The organism is Comamonas nitrativorans, from assembly GCF_042654765.1.
GTDB lineage: Bacteria > Pseudomonadota > Gammaproteobacteria > Burkholderiales > Burkholderiaceae_C > Comamonas > Comamonas nitrativorans.
Genome location: NZ_JBHSEW010000011.1, coordinates 36,247 through 54,663, shown reverse-complemented (window position 1 = coordinate 54,663; position 18,417 = coordinate 36,247). Strand labels below are relative to the sequence as shown.

The 18,417-nt window shown below is 63.6% G+C and carries 16 protein-coding genes; 11 read left to right on the top strand and 5 right to left on the bottom strand.

Features of this window, described 5'->3' with window-relative positions:
- Positions 1-12 precede the first annotated feature (12 nt).
- Positions 13-3,072 carry a formate dehydrogenase-N subunit alpha gene (fdnG, locus tag ACFO3A_RS12615; RefSeq protein WP_377726892.1) on the bottom strand — a complete coding sequence of 1,020 codons (3,060 nt, stop codon included), beginning with the start codon at positions 3,070-3,072 and terminating at the stop codon, positions 13-15.
- Here fdnG and ACFO3A_RS12610 point away from each other — a divergent pair.
- Positions 3,044-3,253 (top strand): hypothetical protein, encoded by a 210-nt coding sequence (locus tag ACFO3A_RS12610; protein WP_377727099.1) that lies wholly within the window; start codon positions 3,044-3,046, stop codon positions 3,251-3,253. The genes fdnG and ACFO3A_RS12610 overlap by 29 nt on opposite strands.
- A gap of 121 nt (positions 3,254-3,374) precedes the next feature.
- Here the strand turns inward: ACFO3A_RS12610 and fabI are convergent, their stop codons facing one another.
- Positions 3,375-4,175 carry an enoyl-ACP reductase FabI gene (gene fabI, locus ACFO3A_RS12605; protein WP_377726890.1) on the bottom strand — a complete coding sequence of 267 codons (801 nt, stop codon included), beginning with the start codon at positions 4,173-4,175 and terminating at the stop codon, positions 3,375-3,377.
- Positions 4,176-4,271: 96 nt separating this feature from the next.
- Between fabI and ACFO3A_RS12600 the strand changes: the two genes are divergently transcribed.
- Positions 4,272-6,095 (top strand): extracellular solute-binding protein, encoded by a 1,824-nt coding sequence (locus ACFO3A_RS12600; protein WP_377726888.1) that lies wholly within the window; start codon positions 4,272-4,274, stop codon positions 6,093-6,095.
- An 84-nt stretch (positions 6,096-6,179) separates the two neighbouring features.
- Here ACFO3A_RS12600 and ACFO3A_RS12595 read toward each other — a convergent pair whose 3' ends face one another.
- From ACFO3A_RS12595 to ACFO3A_RS12585, 3 genes are all read right to left on the bottom strand, one after another.
- Positions 6,180-7,301: a diguanylate cyclase domain-containing protein gene (locus tag ACFO3A_RS12595; RefSeq protein WP_377726886.1), complete on the bottom strand. Its 1,122-nt coding sequence runs from the start codon at positions 7,299-7,301 to the stop codon at positions 6,180-6,182.
- 6 nt (positions 7,302-7,307) lie between these two features.
- Positions 7,308-8,198: an amino acid ABC transporter substrate-binding protein gene (locus tag ACFO3A_RS12590; protein WP_377726884.1), complete on the bottom strand. Its 891-nt coding sequence runs from the start codon at positions 8,196-8,198 to the stop codon at positions 7,308-7,310.
- A gap of 150 nt (positions 8,199-8,348) precedes the next feature.
- On the bottom strand, positions 8,349-8,744 hold the full coding sequence (locus ACFO3A_RS12585; protein WP_377726882.1) for a transcriptional regulator: 396 nt from the start codon (positions 8,742-8,744) through the stop codon (positions 8,349-8,351).
- 75 nt (positions 8,745-8,819) lie between these two features.
- Between ACFO3A_RS12585 and ACFO3A_RS12580 the strand changes: the two genes are divergently transcribed.
- The 9 genes from ACFO3A_RS12580 to nusA all read left to right on the top strand — a co-directional run bounded on the left by ACFO3A_RS12580 (position 8,820) and on the right by nusA (position 18,401).
- Positions 8,820-10,535: a methyl-accepting chemotaxis protein gene (locus tag ACFO3A_RS12580; RefSeq protein WP_377726880.1), complete on the top strand. Its 1,716-nt coding sequence runs from the start codon at positions 8,820-8,822 to the stop codon at positions 10,533-10,535.
- A gap of 57 nt (positions 10,536-10,592) precedes the next feature.
- Positions 10,593-11,621 carry a microcin C ABC transporter permease YejB gene (locus ACFO3A_RS12575; protein ID WP_377726878.1) on the top strand — a complete coding sequence of 343 codons (1,029 nt, stop codon included), beginning with the start codon at positions 10,593-10,595 and terminating at the stop codon, positions 11,619-11,621.
- Positions 11,605-12,681: an ABC transporter permease gene (locus ACFO3A_RS12570; RefSeq protein WP_377726876.1), complete on the top strand. Its 1,077-nt coding sequence runs from the start codon at positions 11,605-11,607 to the stop codon at positions 12,679-12,681. Before ACFO3A_RS12575 ends, ACFO3A_RS12570 begins: the two co-directional genes overlap by 17 nt.
- A gap of 18 nt (positions 12,682-12,699) precedes the next feature.
- Positions 12,700-13,524 carry a KilA-N domain-containing protein gene (locus ACFO3A_RS12565; protein WP_377726874.1) on the top strand — a complete coding sequence of 275 codons (825 nt, stop codon included), beginning with the start codon at positions 12,700-12,702 and terminating at the stop codon, positions 13,522-13,524.
- Entirely contained in the window at positions 13,521-15,146 is a 1,626-nt protein-coding gene (locus ACFO3A_RS12560) for an ABC transporter ATP-binding protein (RefSeq protein WP_377726872.1), read from the top strand. Before ACFO3A_RS12565 ends, ACFO3A_RS12560 begins: the two co-directional genes overlap by 4 nt.
- A gap of 301 nt (positions 15,147-15,447) precedes the next feature.
- Positions 15,448-15,609, top strand: a complete 162-nt coding sequence (locus ACFO3A_RS12555) for a hypothetical protein (protein ID WP_377726869.1) — start codon at positions 15,448-15,450, stop codon at positions 15,607-15,609.
- A 96-nt stretch (positions 15,610-15,705) separates the two neighbouring features.
- A complete protein-coding gene (locus ACFO3A_RS12550) occupies positions 15,706-16,077 on the top strand; it encodes a thioredoxin family protein (RefSeq protein WP_377726866.1) in 372 nt (123 codons plus the stop codon).
- A 161-nt stretch (positions 16,078-16,238) separates the two neighbouring features.
- Positions 16,239-16,817, top strand: coding sequence for a ribosome maturation factor RimP (gene rimP, locus ACFO3A_RS12545; protein ID WP_377726864.1), 579 nt, complete (start codon positions 16,239-16,241; stop codon positions 16,815-16,817).
- A gap of 96 nt (positions 16,818-16,913) precedes the next feature.
- On the top strand, positions 16,914-18,401 hold the full coding sequence (nusA, locus tag ACFO3A_RS12540; protein ID WP_377726861.1) for a transcription termination factor NusA: 1,488 nt from the start codon (positions 16,914-16,916) through the stop codon (positions 18,399-18,401).
- Positions 18,402-18,417: the final 16 nt, after the last annotated feature.

Sequence of the window (18,417 nt, the reverse complement as noted above, 5' to 3'; positions counted from 1 at the left end):
TTCTTTACTCCTTTACACCTTCTCGACCTTCACGAGGAAGGTCTTGGTTTCGGGGGTGAAGCTGTTGCCATCGCCCACGGACGCCGTCAGGTTGTTGGCCATGTGCCCCTTGCGCCCCTGGGAAGCAAAGCCCCAGTGGATGGGCACGCCCACGTGGTGGATGGTCTTGCCGTCGATCTGCATCGGTTTCATGCGCTTGGTCACGACCGCCGCTGCCTTGACAAAGCCGCGCTTGGAGCTGACCTTGATCTGCTGGCCGGTTTCGATGCCCAGCTCCTGGGCCAGCGCCTCGCCGATTTCCACGAACTGCTCCGGCTGCACGATGTTGTTCAGATGCACGTGCTTGGTCCAGTAGTGGAAGTGTTCGGTCAGGCGGTAGCTGGTGCCCACGTGCGGGAACTCCTTCGGGTCGCCCGCCGTGCCCTTGGTGGACTCCAGAATCCGCGCTGCCGGGCTGATGACGGCCAGCTTGTTTTCCGGGTACATCGGGTTGTAGCCCAGCGGGTTGTCGAAAGCCTCGTAGTGGGTCGGGAACGGCCCTTCGTTCATGCCCTTGCGGGAGAAGAAGCGGGCCACGCCCTCCGGGTTCATGATGAAGGGGTTCACCGTTTCGGGGTCCATCGTCGGGCCCATGTCCGGCACGTCGGCGCCCACCCAGCGGCTGCCGTTCCACTGCACCAGCACGCGGTCGGGGTCGAACGGCTTGCCCTGGCGGTCGCACGAGGCGCGGTTGTACAGCACGCGGCGGTTCGCCGGCCAGGCCCAGGCCCAGTTCAGGGTGTTGCCCACGCCGGTCGGGTCGCTGTTGTCGCGCCGGGCCATCTGGTTGCCCGACGAAGTCCAGCAGCCTGCCCAGATCCAGCAGCCGCCCAGGGTGGTGCCGTCGGCCCGCATCTCGGCAAAGCCGGCCAGTTGCTCGCCCGCCTTGCGGATGACCTTGCCGTCTGCATCGGTCAGATCGACCAGGGCGCGGCCGTTGTACTCCTTGGCGATTTCCTCGCTGCTGGGGTGCGCGGCCTGGGCATAGGGCCAGTACAGGTTGGCGATGGGGTCGGGGAACTTGCCGCCTTCCTTCTCGTAGAGCTTCTTCATGCGCAGGTGCAGGGCCGACATGATGTTGATGTCGGTCAGCGCCTCGCCCGGGGCGTCGGCCGCCTTCCAGTGCCATTGCAGCACGCGCGAGGAGCTGACGATGGCGCCATCTTCCTCGGCAAAGCAGGTGGTCGGCAGGCGGAACACCTCGGTCTGGATGCTGGCCGAATCCACGTCGTTGTACTCGCCGTGGTTCTTCCAGAACTCGGACGTTTCCGTGACCAGCGGGTCCATGACGACGAGGAACTTGAGCTTCTTCAGCCCTTCGCGCACGTTGTTGGAGTTGGCCAGCGACGCCAGCGGGTTGAAGCCCTGGGCGATGTAGCCATTGACCTTGCCCTGGTTCATCAGGTCGAAGACCTTGAGCATGTCGTAGGACTGGTCGAGCTTGGGCAGGTAGTTGAATGCCCAGTCGTTCTCCGCCGTGGCGGCCGGCCCCCACCACGCCTTCATCAGGCTGACGTGGAACTTGGGGTAGTTGGCCCAGTAGTTCATCTGGCCGGGGCGCAGCGGCTTGGGCGTGCGCGTGGCGATGTACTGCTGGTAGTCCTGCTCTTTCTCGTTGGCCAGGGTCAGGTAGCCGGGCAGCGAGGCCGAGAGAATGCCCAGGTCGGTCAGCCCCTGGATGTTGGAGTGCCCGCGCAGCGCGTTCATGCCGCCGCCCGCCACGCCGATGTTGCCGCACAGCAGCTGCACCAGCGCACCGGCACGCAGCATCTGCGCCCCCGTGGTGTGCTGCGTCCAGCCCAGGGCGTACATGATGGTGGCCACGCGCCCGGCCTGGGCGGTGGAGGCGAACTTCTCGCAGACGTGCAGGAATTTTTCCTTGGGCGTGCCGCAGATGCTTTCTACCTTCTCGGGGGTGTAGCCGGCGTAGTGGCGCTTGAGCCACTGGTACACGCAGCGCGGGTGCTGCAACGTCGGGTCGACCTTGACGAAGCCGTCCTCGCCCAGTTCGTAGTCCCAGGTGGATTTGTCGTAGGTGCGGGTTTCCGGGTTGTAGCCCGAGAAGATGCCCTCGTCGAACGCAAAGTCCTCGCGCACGATGAAGCTGAAGTCCGTGTAGTTCTTCACATACTCGTGGTGGATTTTGTCGTGCGTGAGCAGGTAATTGATCATGCCGCCCAGGAACACGATGTCCGACCCCGAACGGATGGGGGCGTAGAAATCGGCTACCGATGCGGAGCGGTTGAAGCGCGGATCGACCACCATGAAGTAGGCGCCGTTGTGCTCTTTGGCCTCGGTCACCCATTTGAAGCCGCAGGGGTGGGCTTCAGCGGCATTGCCGCCCATGATGAGGATGACATCAGCGTTCTTGATGTCCACCCAATGGTTTGTCATGGCTCCACGGCCAAACGTCGGGGCAAGACCTGCCACCGTCGGGCCGTGTCAGACACGTGCTTGGTTGTCGAGCGCCAGCAGGCCCCAGGAGCGGGCCACCTTGTGCGTGATGTAGCCGGCTTCGTTGCTGGAGGCCGAGGCGGCCAGCATGCCGGTGGAGAGCCATCGGTTCACCGTCTGGCCGGCCGCGTTCTGCTCCTCGAAGTTGGCGTCGCGGTCGTCCTTGAGCAGGCGGGCGATGCGGTCGAGCGCCTCGTCCCAGCCCATGCGCTTCCACTCGCTGGAGCCGGGGGCGCGGTACTCGGGGAACTTCAGGCGGTTGGGGCTGTTGACGAAGTCCATCAGCGAAGCGCCCTTGGGGCACAGCGTGCCGCGATTGACCGGGTGGTCGGGGTCGCCTTCGACGTGCATGATGCCCAGCTTGGCATTGCGCACGCCGTCGCTGTGGGCGTACATCAGAATGCCGCAGCCCACCGAACAGTATGTGCAGGTCTGGCGCGTGACCGTCGCTGCGGTAAGTTTGAACTGGCGTACTTCCGCCAAGGCCGTGCTGGGTGAGAAACCCAGTACCGCCAGGCTGGAGGCTGCCAGACTGGAGCCAGTCACTTGCATGAACTGGCGTCTGGAGACTTGCACCATGGTGTTACCTCTTTATGAAAACGATAAGGCTGACATGCCGGATTCTAGGAAACCGAACCCGGCTGTCCAGCTTTTGCAAAACCGCAGCAGCTTGCGGTGGCAAACGGCGGTAGCTGGAATGAAAATCTTTCAAAAGCCTTACATGGAAAGCGTCAAACGCTCTTTTAATTATAGTGATTAAAACGTGCAGCAGCCGTTTGGCGCATCAATGCCTAGGGTATTCCTGGCCTTGGTTTGTCTTCCGGCAGGAATGAAAAAACCCGCAGCACGCTGCGGGTGGCTGGCGGAAGGCGCAAGTGCCGTTACACCTGATCGTTGCTCAGGCCCGCCGTCTGGCTGAAGCCGCAGTCCACGTAGGTGATCTCGGCGGTCACGCCGGCCGCGAGGTCGGACAGCAGGAAGGCGGCGACGTTGCCGACGTCCTCGATGGTCACGTTGCGGCGCAACGGGGCGGCGTCGGCAATGCGCGAGAGCAGCTTGCCGAAGTCCTTGATGCCGCTGGCGGCCAGGGTCTTGATCGGGCCGGCGCTGATGCCGTTGGCGCGGATGCTGCGGCCGTCTTCGGTGCGGCCCACGGCTTCGGCCAAGTAGCGCACCGAGGCTTCCAGCGATGCCTTGGCCAGCCCCATGGTGTTGTAGTTGGGGATGGAGCGCAGGGCGCCCAGGTAGGACAGGGTGAGCAGCGCCGACTTGTCGTTCAGGTAGGGCAGGGCGGCCTTGGCCATGGCCGGGAAGCTGTAGGCGCTGATGTCGTGGGCGATGCGGAAGTTCTCGCGCGTCATGCCGTCCAGGAAGTTGCCGGCGATCGCCTCGCGCGGGGCAAAGCCGATGCTGTGGACAAAGCCGTCGAACTTGCCCCAGGTGGCGCCCAGGTCGGAAAACATTTTTTCAATCTGCGCATCGTCGGCCACGTCGCAGTCGAAGACCAGGGTGGAGTCAAACTCGGCGGCAAACTCGGTAATGCGGTCTTTGAAGCGCTCGCCCACGTAGCTGAAGGCCAGCTCGGCGCCCTGGGCGCGGCAGGCTTTGGCAATGCCATAGGCAATCGAGCGGTTGGACAGGACGCCGGTAATCAAGAGTTTTTTGCCGGTCAGAAAACCCATGGTGCTTCTCCTAGAAAGGGGGGGAAAGGCTGGAAAACAGAAAACCCCGGCGGCGCTTGCAGTCGCGCCGCCTGGGTGCTGGGGCAGAATTGTCGCATGTTGTGTACCCGAACTTCATTGCGTGCCGCCCTGGCATCCGGTCTGGCCGCATGTCTGCTGCTGGCCGTCCCGGCCGCCTGGGCCGATGCCGCCTATGCCCTGTGGGGCACGCCCAAATACCCGGCGGGCTTTGCCCATTTCGACTACGTGAATGCCCAGGCCCCTCAGGGCGGAACGCTGCGGCTGGTGAGCAATCTGCGCACCTCCACCTTCGACAAGTACAACCCCTTCACCATCAAGGGCAGCGCCCCGGCCTATCTGGCCCCGCTGATGTTCGACACCCTGCTGGTCGCCAGCATGGACGAAACCGCCACCGGCTACGGCCTGCTGGCCGAGGACGTGGCGGTGGCCCCCGATCGCCTCTCGGCCACCTTCCGCCTGCGGCGCGGGGCGCGGTTTCACGATGGCGCTCCGGTGCTGGCCCAGGATGTGAAGCACAGCTACGACACCCTGGTCGGCCCGCACGCCATGCCCGGCTACCGCACGCTGCTGGCCGAGGTGGCCGAATGCCAGGTGCTGGACGAGCGCACCGTGCGCTTCGTCTTTACCGCGCCCAACCGAGAACTGCCGCTGACGGTGGGCACCCTGCCCGTCTTCAGCCGTGCCTGGGGGGCGGGCAAGCCGTTCGATCAGGTGGTGATGGAGCAGCCCATCGGCAGCGGCCCCTACCGCATCGGCCCGGTGCGCTTCGGCAAGGACATCACCTACGTGCGCGACGCCGACTATTGGGCCAGGGACTTGCCCGTGCGCGTGGGCACGTACAACTTCGAGCGCATCGAAATCAAGATCTACCGGGACCACACCGCCCGGCTGGAAGCGCTCAAGGCCGGGGAGTTCGACGTCATGCGCTTTTTCAGCGCGGGCGACTGGGCGCGGCGCGTGAATGGCCACAAGTTCAACAGCGGCGAGCTGGTCAAGGGCGAATTTGCCCACCAGCTGCCCACGGGTTTCCAGAGCTACGTGCTGAACAGCCGCAAACCGTATTTGCAGGACGTGCGCGTGCGCGAAGCCTTGGGGTTGGCGCTGGATTTCGAATGGATGAACCGGCAGATGTTCTACGGTGCCTACCAGCGCGTGCGCGGCATCTTCGGCAATACGCCCTGCGCCACCCAGGGCAGCCCCACGCCGGCCGAGCTGGCGCTGATGCAGCCCTTTGCCGCCACCCTGCCGCCCGCCGCCTTCGGCCCCATGGCCGAGCCGCCCAGCACCCGCCCGCCCGGCAGCCTGCGGGCCAACCTGCTCAAGGCCCGCGCCTTGCTGGAGGAGGCGGGCTGGACGGTGCAGGACGGCGTGCTGCGCAACGCCCAGGGCCAGCCCCTGGTGCTGGAATACCTGGACAGCAACGAGGGCAGCCTGCGCGTGGTCGCCCCCTGGCAGCGCAACCTGCAGAAGCTGGGCGTGCAGTTGCGTTTCCGCTCGGTGGACTATGCGCTGTACGAGCAGCGGGTGCGCAAGTTCGACTTCGACATCATCAGCATCGCCTACCAGGGCACGAACAACCCGGGGCAGGAGCTGGCCGACCTGTTCGGCAGCCAGGCGGCAGATCAGGAGGATTCCGGCAACTTCCCCGGCGTGAAAAGCCCGGCGGTGGATGCCTTCATCCGCGCCATCGTCAGCGCCCCGACCCAGGAGGCGCTGCTGCCCGCCTGCCACGCGCTGGAGCGGGCCATTGCCCACGGCCATTACCTGATCCCGCAATGGTCGGGCGGTGCCCACCGCATGGCCTACAACGCCTGGCGTCTGGGCGTGCCGCAGACGCTGCCGCCCTATTCGATGGGGGAGGAATGGGTGTTGCAGACCTGGTGGTCTAAAAAACAATAGCTGTCTCCGCTGATGAATACATTGTTTTGGATATAAAACAATCGTAAATCGTTTGAATAAAAACGGAAGCAGCTATTAAATAAATCACCGATCCTGCTGCTTGTGTGCGTACATCGCAGCATCGGCGGATGCCAGCAGGGCGGCGCTGGTGGTGCCGTCGCGCAGCAACTGGGCCACGCCGATGCTGGCACGCACCTGTAGCGCCCGGCCATTCCAGTCGATGGGCTGCTCGATGGCGTTGCGCAGGCGCTGCGCCAGGGCCTGGATGCTGCCTTCCACCGGGGCGTCCGGGGTCAGGACGACGAACTCGTCCCCGCCCAGGCGGGCCACCGTGTCGGTATCGCGCACGCAGCTCAGCAGGCGCTGGGCCACGGTCTTGAGTACCGCATCCCCGGCGGCATGGCCGTAGGTGTCGTTGACGGGCTTGAAACGATCCAGGTCCAGCAACAGCACGTGCCCCAGGGCGCGGGTGCGCTCGGCACGGCGGATGGCCCGCTGCAAGTGTTCCTCCAGCAGCGTGCGGTTGCCCAGGCCGGTCAGCGGGTCGTGGCGGGCCTGGCGGCGCAGCTCCTGCACCTGGGTGTTGTAGGTGGCGGTGATTTCGGCCAGTTCCTCGGCCCAGTGGGCGGGGATGGGCGTCAGCTCCTGGTGCGCCCGCATGGCTTCGCGCAGACGGTGCAGCGGGCGGCCGATGATGCGCCTGAACACCCAGGCCGCGCCTGTCAGCACGGCGGCCAGCATGGTGGCGAACACCACCAGTTGCAGCCCCACGTTGTGCGTCAGCGAGGTGCGGACCGACACCCCCGTGAACGTGATGGTCAGCGCCCCCACGCTGTAGCTGCGCCCGGTGGAGGCGTAGTACAGCAGCGGAATGGTCAGGGTATGGAGGTCTGGCCCCTGCGCCTGGGTGCCGGCCTGCCAGGTGGTGGCGTTGCACTGATCCTGCACCAGCACGCTGCGCACGTTGGGCTGGTCGGTCATGGCCTGCACCACGGCCTGGATGGTGGTGCCGTCGCAGTCCCACAGGGGCTTGACCAGGGCGGCGCCCAGCGTCACCAGGGTCTGGCTGCGCTGCACCTGGGCCTGGGCCAGCTGGCTGCGGTGGGTGAACCAGGTCGTGCTGGCTGCGGACAAGACAAACGCCAGCACCAGCAGCGGCAGCAACTGGCGAACGAAGCGGGTATGCAGTTTGCTTGGCTGGGGCATGGGGTGTCAGCCCAGCGCGGGCTGCAACAGCAAGTGCCGGTATTTTGGGGCGACGAGCTCCGGCCCGAACCAAGGGTTTTTCAGCGCAATCACGGTGCGGCCCCGCCATGCGGCCGGATCGGGCAGGGGGCGCAGCCGGTTCCAGATGCGCTCGAATTCCCCGGTCTGCACGATGCGGTCAAAACCGGCTTGCAGTGCCGCGTACAGCCTGTCGGCCTCGGGATGGGGGCTGACCCACAGCGCCCGGTACCACGGGTATTGCAGCAGCAGGTGCTGATCGAGTACCAGCTCCGGGTAGCGCTGCTGGAAGTGCGGCAGGAAGTAGTTGAGGGATTCCTCCAGCCCCATCGGGAACAGGTCGATCTGCCCGAGGGCCATCTGCCGGAAAAACTGTCCGTCCCGCCAGTTGGGGATTTCGCGCGTGGCGATGTCGGCGGCACGGTAAATTTGCGCGTCCCACCAGCTGCTGCCCTGGCCGATGACGAAGCGGCGCAGGCCGTTCAGATCGCGCACCTTGGCGAGTTTGTCGGCATCCTGCCGGGCCACGAAGCAGGCCCGCCAGCCAAGCAGCCCGCGCTCCAGCGGGACGGGGACGAGGCGCAGCCTGCCCTTGCGCAGCAGCGCCAGCCGGTCGGGGGTGGTGGGCAGCAGGCTCAGGTGGACATTGCCCTGTTGCCCCTCGTACAGGTTGCGCTGCTCGCTCATGTCCGGGGTTTCCCGGAACGTCGCAGCAAAACCTGCTGCGGCCAGGGCGGCCTCGATCAAGGCGCTGGCATGGGCCAGCGAAGGCTCGGTCTGCACCAGAAAACGCGGCGCCTCATGCGCCGCAGCGGGCAGGCACATGCCCGCCAGCAAGCCCAAAGCGCGACGTCGTGTATGCGAGTCGGGAGGAAACATGGGCGTCGATGATAGTGAAGAGGGCGGATTACTACGGTTTGTAACTGTCAAACATCTTCATCCCCCGGAGTACGGGCCTTGCCGCTGGCGGGCAATCCAGTGTGGCGGGCGGGACTTTGCGGCGCAGGTGTTCAGCGTGAAAACCGGTGGTTAAACGCTGTTATGGGCCTTGGCAAAGGTCAGGATCACCTCGCGGATCAGCTTGCGCTGCGGGGCGGGCAGTTGCAGGAAGGCATCGAAGGTTTCACGTTCCAGGTAGCCCACGCCTTCTTCCCAGCGCTGGTGGTGCGTTTTCACCGACTGGCGCACCGCTTCGCCAAAGCGCAGCACTTCCGGCTCGATCTTCAGCCATTCGGCCAGTACCTGGATTTTGTCCTGGGTGGGAATGGCTTTGCTGTTGAGCCAGCTCCAAGCCGCCTGGGTGCTGACGGAGCGTCCATACCAGCGCAAATTGAACTCATGTTCCAGCACGGAAGGACTGGCTGCGTAGCCAGCATCGGCCATTGCCTGGCGCAGGCGGATGCTGAATTCCATCTTCTCTTTCATCTAATGGAAGCTATACATCAATTGAAAAATCAATCAATATTTAATTGAAAAATATGTAAAAATTCGATTGATTTTTTGATAAATAGTTGGTTGATAACGAGTGTCTTTTCTGCCCTGATCGGTGATGGCAAAGCCAGTTCGGATTCAACTGGCGGTCATCTCTACAGGAAGTACGAAATGGGTTGGAAAGACATGCGAATCTCAATGCAGCTGATGCTTGGTTTCGCTTTGATGGGGGCCTTGCTCCTGGGGTTGGGGAGTGTTGCCTTATGGACGGGCGCTGCGCTGGAATCAAGATTCGACAGCGTAGCCAAGGAGCGTATGCCCCGTATGGCGCTGTTAAACAACATCAATCAAGACCGGAACATGATTTCGATTGCCATGCGGGACATGTTGCTGCAGGACACCGCCGACAATTTCCAACAAAGCAAAAAAACCATTCTTGAGCGGCGGGGGAAAATTGCTACCCAACTGAACCAGCTGGCAGCAGCAATCGAAAATCCGCAGGCGCGAGCGCTACTGGACGACCTGCTCATCCACCGTCAGCAGTATGTTGCCGCACAGGATAAATTTTTAATGCTGATGGATGAGCAAGGCTCTGCCGCAGCACGGCAGGTCATCTTTGTCGAGGCATGGCCTGCTTTGCAGGCCTTTAATCAGTCCGTGGAGGCATTGCTTCGCTTCCAGGAACAATTGCTTGACGAGTCCGTTCGGGAGGTTCAGGTTGCCGGGCGATCCCTTGAAATTTCCATATGGGGCGCTATGGGCCTTGCCATCGTGGCGGCTACTTTGCTGGCGCTGCAAACCAGTCGTGCCATTACCGGCCCGCTGCGTCAGGCGGTGGTGGTGGCCGAGGCGGTCGCTGGCGGTGATTTGGCGATGCAGTTTCAGGCGCAGGGGCACAACGAAACCGCGCAACTGCTGCAGGCCCTTCAACAGATGCTGCATGGGCTGCGCCACCTTGTCGATCAGATCCGCAGCGGCTCGGCCAGCGTCGCCAGCGCCAGCGGGCAGATCGCCCAGGCCAATGTCGATTTGAGTTCGCGCACCGAGGAGCAGGCCAGCGCACTGGAGGAAACGGCTGCGTCCATGGAACAGCTGAGTGCCACCGTGCAACATAATGCCGACAGCGCTGATCAGGCGAACCAACTGGCCCAGTCCGCCAGTGCAGTGGCTTTGCGCGGCGGCGCCATGATCGAGCAGATGGTGCAGACCATGCAGGGCATCAACGACAGTTCCCACCGCATTGCCGACATCATCGGCGTGATCGACAGCATTGCCTTCCAGACCAATATCCTGGCGCTGAACGCGGCCGTGGAAGCAGCCCGCGCTGGAGAGCAAGGTCGGGGCTTTGCCGTTGTTGCCACTGAAGTGCGGGCCTTGGCCGGGCGCTCTGCCGAGGCTGCCCGCGAGATCAAGCACCTGATTACCGACAGCGTGCAGCGCGTGGGGCTGGGGGCCGAACAGGTCAGGGAAACCGGTGCGACGATGCAGGAAATCGTCGGTGCCATTGGCCACGTGACCGATCTGATGAGCGAAATTAGCGTCGCCAGCCGCCAGCAAAGCGCGGGGGTGCGCCAAGTAGGCGAAGCCGTGACGCACATGGATCATATGACCCAGCAGAACGCCGCCCTGGTCGAGGAAATGGCCGCTGCCGCCAACAGCTTGGAAGGGCAGGCGCAGGAACTGGTGCGCTCGGTCGCGGTTTTCCAGATGGGCGATGCAGGGCAAAGTCAGCGGGTGCTGGCGTCAGCGTTGGCTCCATCGGGCCGGCGGGCGCTGGCAGGATAGCCTTCTCGCACGGCCAATGGTCGTCGGCAGGGGCGTCCGCCGCCATAATCAGTGCCCATGCTGGCCTACATCCTCAAGCGCATTCTGCTCATGCTGCCCACCTTGCTGGGGGTGCTGCTGCTGACGTTCATCGTGATCCAGTTCGTCCCCGGCGGCCCGGTGGAACAGTATCTGGCCGAGGCCAAGGCGGGCGCGGGTACGGGGGGCGAAGGCGCCGCCCTGGCCTACCGGGGCGGGCAGGGGGTGGACGCTCAGCGCCTGGAGGAGATCAAGGCGCTGTACGGCTTCGACAAGCCTGCACCCGAGCGCTTCGTGCAGATGCTGGGCCAGTTCGCCCGCTTCGACCTGGGGCGCAGCTTTTTCCAGAACAAGGATGTCTGGCAGCTCATCCAGGAAAAGCTGCCCGTCTCGGCCAGCCTGGGGCTGTGGACGTTCTTTATCAGCTACCTCGTCGCGGTGCCGCTGGGCATCGCCAAGGCAGTGCGGGCCGGTTCGCGCTTCGACCTTGTCACCACGCTGCTGATTCTGGTGGGCTACGCCATCCCCGGTTTTGTGCTGGGGCTGGCGCTGCTGGTGATTTTTGGCGGGCAGTTGCAGTGGTTCCCGCTGCGCGGTCTGACCTCGGCGAATTGGGAGGACTTGAGCCTGCTGGGCAAGGCCACCGATTACCTGTGGCACATCGCCCTGCCGGTCACGGCCATGGTGGCGGGCAGCTTTGCCGTGACTGCCATGCTGACCAAGAACGCCTTTCTGGAAGAAATCCGCAAACAGTACGTACTCACCGCCCGCGCCAAGGGGCTGAGTGAACGGCAGGTGCTGTACCGCCATGTTTTTCGCAATGCACTGCTGCCCATCGTCACCGGCTTTCCGGCCGCCTTTATCGGTGCGTTCTTTACCGGCTCGCTGCTGATCGAGACGCTGTTCTCCCTGGACGGCCTGGGCCTGCTCAGCTACGAAAGCGTCATCCGTCGCGATTACCCGGTGGTGCTGGGCACGCTGTACCTGTTTACCTTGATCGGTCTGGTCACCAAGCTGATTTCCGATCTGTGCTACGTCTGGGTGGATCCGCGTGTCAAATTCGATTGAAACCCTTGCGCCATCTGTCCCGGTAGCGCGTGCATCAGGCGTTTCCCCTGCCCGCCGCGCCTGGCAGCGCTTTGCCCGCAACCGCCTGGGTTTTTACAGCTTGCTGCTGTTTGTGGCGCTGGTGGTCATCAGCCTGGGCGCGGAGCTGGTCAGCAACGACCGTCCCCTGCTGGTGCGCTACCAGGGGCAGTTCTATACCCCGCTTTGGCAGGACTACCCGGAAACCACCTTTGGCGGGGATTTCCAGACGCCGACCGATTACCTCGACCCCTTCATCCAGGCGCAGCTGAACCAGCCGGGCAACTGGGCGCTGTTTGCGCCCAACCGCTATGGTGCAGGCACCATCAACTACTTTGCCGAGCAGCCCAACCCCGCGCCGCCGTCCCGCGCCAACTGGCTGGGCACGGACGAGCGCGGGCGCGACATGCTGGCGCAACTGCTGTACGGCTTTCGCGTCAGTGCCTGGTTTGCCCTGGCGCTGACGGCGGTCGGCGTGGTGCTGGGTGTGCTGGCCGGGGCGGTGCAGGGCTTTTTTGGCGGCAGGACGGATCTGGCCTTTCAGCGCTTCATCGAAATCTGGGGTTCGATGCCGGAGCTGTACCTGCTCATCATCTTCAGCGCCGTGCTTTCGCCCAGCATCGGCCTGCTGCTGGTGCTGCTCTCGCTGTTCGGCTGGATGGCCCTGTCCGACTACGTGCGGGCCGAGTTCCTGCGCAACCGCCAGCTCGACTACGTCAAGGCGGCGCGGGCGCTGGGGGTGTCCAACGGGGCCATCATCTGGCGGCATATCCTGCCCAACAGCCTGACGCCGGTGGTCACCTTTTTGCCGTTTCGCATGAGCGCGGCGATCCTGGCGCTGACCTCGCTGGACTTTCTCGGCCTGGGCGTGCCCCCCGGCACCCCCAGCCTGGGCGAACTGCTGGCTCAGGGCAAGAACAACGTCGATGCGTGGTGGATTTCGCTGTCCACCTTCGGCGTGCTGGTACTCACCTTGCTGCTGCTGACCTTCATGGGCGATGCCCTGCGCGATGCGCTCGACCCGCGCAAGGCGCAGGCGTGACTTTCAGAGGAGTTGGATATGGCCAAAATACAAGTCAAGGGCACCGCAGTGAATGTCATCTCCAGCACCAAAGCAGATGATTTCATTTCCCTGACCGACATTGCCCGCTACAAGGACAGCGAGCGCACCGACTACATCATTCAAAACTGGCTCAGGAACCGCAACAGCATTGAATTTCTGGGTATATGGGAGCAGCTCAACAACCCTGATTTCAAACCCATCGAATTCGATGGGATTAGAAATCAGGCGGGCCTGAACAGTTTTGTTCTGACCGCCAAACGCTGGATTGATGCCACCGGGGCCATTGGCATCACTGCCAAGGCCGGACGCTATGGCGGTACCTACGCGCACAAGGACATCGCATTTGAGTTTGCCTCCTGGGTGTCGGTGGAATTCAAGCTTTACCTCATCAAGGAATTTCAGCGTCTCAAGGAAACCGAGCGCGAGCAGCTTGGCTGGGACATCCGCCGCAATCTCACCAAGATCAACTACCGCATCCACACCGATGCGATCAAGGCACATCTGATTCCGCCGCAGCTTACCGCTGCCCAAACCAGTCTGATCTACGCCAGCGAGGCCGACTTGCTCAACATGGCCCTGTTTGGCAAAACGGCCAAGCAGTGGCGCGATGAAAATCCCGGCAGCAAAGGCAATATCCGCGACGAGGCCAATGCTGCCCAACTGGTGTGTCTGGCGAACCTGGAAACGCTGAATGCCCATTTTATCCAGCAAGGGCTGTCGCCGTCCGAGCGCCTGGCCTTGCTCAACCGCACGGCCATCGGGCAAATGCAGGTGCTGCTGGCCGATCACCGGATTCCGCGCCTGGAGGGCAACACCCTGTGACGGCAAAAGAAGCATCGACGGCCACGGCGCAGCCCCTGCTCCAGGTTGAAAACCTGCACGTGCGCTTTGGCAGCAAGCCCGTCGTCCAGGGCGTGAACTTCACCCTCCACGCCGGGGAGAAGCTGGCCCTGGTGGGCGAATCCGGTTCCGGCAAATCCGTCACGGCGCTGAGTTTGCTGCGGCTGGTGGAGGCGGCCGCCATCAGCGGCCAGGCCCGGCTGAACGGGCGCGATCTGCTGGCCCTGTCCGAGCGGGAATTGCGTGGCGTGCGCGGCAGCGACGTGGCGATGATTTTTCAGGAGCCGATGACCGCGCTCAACCCGCTGATGCGTATCGGCAGCCAGATTGCCGAGGTGCTTCAGCTCAAGCAGGGGCTGGCAGCCAAGGCCGCCTGGGCGCAGGCGGTGGAACTGCTGGCCGCCACCGGCATCCCTGAACCGGCGCAGCGGGCGCAGGCGTGGCCGCACCAGCTCTCCGGCGGGCAGCGCCAGCGGGCCATGCTGGCGATGGCGCTGGCCAGCCGCCCCAAGCTGCTGCTGGCCGATGAGCCCACGACGGCGCTGGACGTGGCGCTGCGCGGGCAGATGCTGGCGCTGCTGTCCGACCAGCAACGCCAGACCGGCATGGCCGTGCTGCTGATTACCCACGATCTGCACCTGGTGCGCCGCTTTGCCGACCGCGTGGCCGTCATGCAGCACGGCCAGATCGTCGAACAGGCCGCCACGGCCGACCTGTTTGCCCGCCCCGGACATCCGTACACGCGCCAGTTGCTGGACAGCACGCCGCAGCGCCAGATAGCGCCCGCGCAGGACGATGCTGCCGTGCAAATCGCCGCCGAAGGGCTGCGCGTGACCTACCCGACGGCGCTGCCCGGCATCCGGGGCTGGTTCAAAAAAGGCGAATTTGCCGCCGTGCAGGCGGCCAGTTTTACCTTGCGCCAGGGGCAGACCCTGGCGGTGGTGGGCGAATCCGGCTCCGGCAAATCCACCCTGGCCCAGGCCGTGCTGGGCCTGCTGCCCAGCCAGGGGCAACTGGCCATCGGCGGCCAGCCGTGGCAGCAGCCGGCCACGCGCAACAGCCCGGCCAACCAGGCGCTGCGCCGCGTGGTGCAGGTGGTGTTCCAGGATCCGTTCTCGGCCCTCTCGCCGCGTCTGACGGTCGAGGCCATCGTGGGCGAGGGTCTGCGTGTTCACGCGCCGGAACTTGGCCCGGCAGAGCGCCGCCAGCGCGTGCTGCAGGCGCTGGCCGAGGTCGATCTGCACCCGCACGCCTTCCCCGGCCTGCTGGAGCGGTATCCGCACGAGTTCTCCGGCGGCCAGCGCCAGCGGCTGGCCATTGCCCGCGCCCTGATCCTGCAACCGCAGGTGCTGGTGCTGGACGAACCCACCAGCGCCCTGGATGCTCGCATCCAGAAGCAAGTGCTGGCGCTGTTGCAGCAACTGCAACGCGAGCGCGGGCTGGCCTACCTGCTTATCACGCACGACATGGATGTCGTCCGCGCCACGGCCCACCACGTGCTGGTCATGAAAGATGGCGCGGTGGTCGAAGCGGGCAGCGTGGATGCCGTGCTGGATGCGCCGCAGCATCCGTATACGCAGCAATTGGTGCAGGCGACGTTGTAGTTATTGAAAAGAGAGCTGTTTTCTCTTTCTATCATTAGATTTCAGGTGCTTTTCTATCTGAAATCGTTCCAATACCAACGGAAACAGCTCACTTTTAAATATATCCCAGGCACAGAGATTGCAGTGCCAGGTTTTCCTTCATGCGGTGCAGCCGCCTTTGCGGCCCGGGCCGGATGGCGGGCTGACCTCCAGGCCGGGCGATTTCGGCAGGGAATTTCCGGCGCCTTGGTGCCAGCGGCGTCCGGATATGAAAGAATGCAGGGTTTTTCAACTTACCCACCATCCCTTTGGAGAAATCGTCATGGGCAACAAGATCGTTACTGAAGCCGACCGCAAACGCGCACCCCGTCCCGTTCCCCCTAACGGCTACGCCGTGCCCACCGGTGGCCGTGGCCAGCGCGTGAGCCTGGAGCGCGGTTCGCATACCCGCTTCAAGAAGAATCCCGGCAAGCGCCACGGCTAAGCCACGGCTCTCGGTAGACACCCGTGTGGCAGCGCCTGCGCTGCAGTGAAGGCCCCGCGCATCCGTCCGGGGCTTTTTGTTTGGAGGTTCACGTTCATGCCGCAATCCGAAGGGGATTGGTACGTCGTCTGCCTGTGCGCCCAGTGGTGCGGGACGTGCCGGGAGTATTTCGACGGTTTCATGGCGCAGCAGGGCAGCGGTGCGGCGGTGCGCTATTGCTGGGTGGATGTCGAGGACGAGGCGCACGCCGATCTTTTGGCCGACTGGGAGATCGAAACCTTTCCCACGCTGCTGATCGCCCAGGGGCAGCGGCCCGTTTTCATGGGCGTACTGCCGCCGCAGCTGCCTGTGCTGCAACGGCTGGTGCGCTCCTGCATGGTCGAAAATCCCGCCCCGGTGGGGGTGGATGCGGCGGTGCAGGCCCTGTGGACGCAGTTGCAGCCCAGGTTGGCTGCGCACGGGATGTAAAAACGGGCCGCGTCAGGGCGATTTCCCTTGGGGCGTGCATTGCATATCAATGGTTTGCGGGCTATAATCTGCGGCTCACGACCAAACGGGCGGGTACACACCGCCCGTTTTTTTTGGTCGTTTGTTTTTAATCTGGAAAATCCAAGCGAGGGATTGACGCAGTGGCATTGCAGCAAATTGTTGAGCAGACAGTAACCGGCCTGGGGTATGACTTGGTAGAGATCGAACGCTCTGCCGGCGGGTTGCTGCGCATCACCATTGACCTGCCCTGGCAACCCCCGGCAGAAGGCGACGCGCCTGCGCCCGAGGCTTTCATCACGGTGGAAGACTGCGAGAAAGTCACCCGCCAGCTCCAGTTTGCGCTGGAGGTCGATGGCGTCGATTACCAGCGCCTGGAAGTGTCCTCGCCCGGCATCGATCGCCTGCTGCGCCATGCGCAGGACTTCGAGCGCTTTGCCGGCGAACTGGTGGACATCACTTTGAAAGCCCCCATCGGTGCGGCCGCCCAGGGGCAGGTGAACGCCAATCGCAAGAAATTTCGCGGCACGCTGGAGCAGGTGGATGCGCAAAGCTGGCAAATCGTCTGGAGCGATGAGCCGCCACGCAAGCCCGGCCAGCGGGTCAGCAAGAAGCGCGAACCCGCGCCCCTGCAGGCGCTGGGCTTCGTGCTGGATGAGTTGCAAGAGGCCCGCTTGGCGCCGGTGGTCAGTTTTAAGGGGCGTGCTGCCAAGGCGTCGTAAGGCCGGCAGCGGGCTGCAGGAAAAAATAGTCGAAAGAAGTGTGCGTCCCGCAAGGCGGCGCACGCCATGAATGCAAGAACGAAGGAGTGTGGTCGCATGAATCGCGAGCTGTTGATGTTGGTAGAAGCCATTTCGCGTGAAAAAAATGTCGAGCGCGATGTGGTGTTGGGGGCGGTGGAGCAGGCGTTGGCGCAGGCGACCAAGAAGCTGTTTGACGGCGAGGTGGATATTCGCGTGACGATCGACCGCGAATCGGGCAATTACGACACCTTCCGCCGCTGGCTGGTGGTGCCGGACGATGCCGGCCTGCAAAACCCGGAAGCGGAAGAACTGCTGATGGACGCGGAGGATCGCCAGCCCGGCGTGCAGGTGGGCGATTACATCGAGGAGCAGATCGAGTCGGTGCCCATTGGCCGCATCGGCGCGATGACCGCCAAGCAGGTCATCCTGCAAAAAATCCGCGATGCCGAGCGCGAAATGCTGCTGGGCGAATTCATGGCCCGCGGTGAAAAAATCTTTACCGGCACCGTCAAGCGTCTGGACAAGGGCGACATCATCGTCGAATCCGGGCGTGTCGAAGGGCGCCTGAAGCGCGGCGAAATGATTCCCAAGGAAAACCTGCGCAGCGGCGACCGCGTGCGGGCCATGATCATGGAAGTCGACCTGACCCTGCGCGGCGCCCCCATCGTGCTGTCGCGGGCGGCCCCCGAATTCATGATCGAGCTGTTCCGCAACGAAGTGCCCGAGATCGAACAGGGCCTGCTGGAAATCAAGAGCTGCGCCCGCGACCCCGGCAGCCGCGCCAAGATTGCCGTCATCAGCCACGACAAGCGCGTCGATCCCATCGGCACCTGCGTCGGCGTGCGCGGCTCGCGCGTCAATGCCGTGACCAACGAGCTGGCCGGCGAGCGCGTGGACATCGTGCTGTGGAGCGAAGACCCGGCCCAGTTCGTCATTGGCGCCCTGGCGCCGGCCAACGTGCAGTCCATCGTCGTCGACGAGGAAAAGCACGCCATGGACGTGGTGGTCGATGAAGAAAACCTGGCCATCGCCATTGGCCGTGGCGGTCAGAACGTGCGTCTGGCCTCCGACCTGACGGGCTGGAAGATCAATATCATGGACGCCGCCGAATCGGCGCAGAAGCAGGCCGAGGAAACCGATTCGGCCCGCAAGCTGTTCATGGAAAAACTGGATGTCGATGCCGAACTGGCCGACATCCTGGTCGAGGAAGGCTTTGGCAGCCTGGAAGAAGTGGCCTACGTGCCGCTGGCCGAGATGCTGGAGATCGAAGCCTTCGACGAAGAAACCGTCACCGAGCTGCGCACCCGCGCCAAGGATGCCCTGCTGACCCAGGAAATCGCCCAGCAGGAAAGCGTCGGCCAGATTGCCGAAGACCTGCGCACCCTGGAAGGCGTGACCCCCGAAATCCTGGCCAAGCTGGCCGAAGGCGGGGTCTTGACCCGGGACGATCTGGCCGACCTGGCCATCGATGAATTAACCGACCTGACCGGACAAAGTGCCGAAGAGGCTACCGCCTTGATCATGAAGGCGCGGGCACACTGGTTCGACCAGGATCAGGAATAAGTAAGGGAGGAAAGAA

Excerpts from the sequence above, each read along its gene's own strand:
- ACFO3A_RS12600 (WP_377726888.1), top strand. The coding sequence starts at position 4,272 with ATGTTGTGTACCCGAACTTCATTGCGTGCCGCCCTGGCATCCGGTCTG.
- ACFO3A_RS12585 (WP_377726882.1), bottom strand. The coding sequence starts at position 8,744 with ATGAAAGAGAAGATGGAATTCAGCATCCGCCTGCGCCAGGCAATGGCC.
- ACFO3A_RS12590 (WP_377726884.1), bottom strand. The coding sequence starts at position 8,198 with ATGTTTCCTCCCGACTCGCATACACGACGTCGCGCTTTGGGCTTGCTG.
- ACFO3A_RS12595 (WP_377726886.1), bottom strand. The coding sequence starts at position 7,301 with ATGCCCCAGCCAAGCAAACTGCATACCCGCTTCGTTCGCCAGTTGCTG.
- fabI (WP_377726890.1), bottom strand. The coding sequence starts at position 4,175 with ATGGGTTTTCTGACCGGCAAAAAACTCTTGATTACCGGCGTCCTGTCC.
- ACFO3A_RS12550 (WP_377726866.1), top strand. The coding sequence starts at position 15,706 with ATGCCGCAATCCGAAGGGGATTGGTACGTCGTCTGCCTGTGCGCCCAG.
- ACFO3A_RS12575 (WP_377726878.1), top strand. The coding sequence starts at position 10,593 with ATGCTGGCCTACATCCTCAAGCGCATTCTGCTCATGCTGCCCACCTTG.
- ACFO3A_RS12555 (WP_377726869.1), top strand. The coding sequence starts at position 15,448 with ATGGGCAACAAGATCGTTACTGAAGCCGACCGCAAACGCGCACCCCGT.
- nusA (WP_377726861.1), top strand. The coding sequence starts at position 16,914 with ATGAATCGCGAGCTGTTGATGTTGGTAGAAGCCATTTCGCGTGAAAAA.
- ACFO3A_RS12565 (WP_377726874.1), top strand. The coding sequence starts at position 12,700 with ATGGCCAAAATACAAGTCAAGGGCACCGCAGTGAATGTCATCTCCAGC.
- ACFO3A_RS12610 (WP_377727099.1), top strand. The coding sequence starts at position 3,044 with ATGAACTGGCGTCTGGAGACTTGCACCATGGTGTTACCTCTTTATGAA.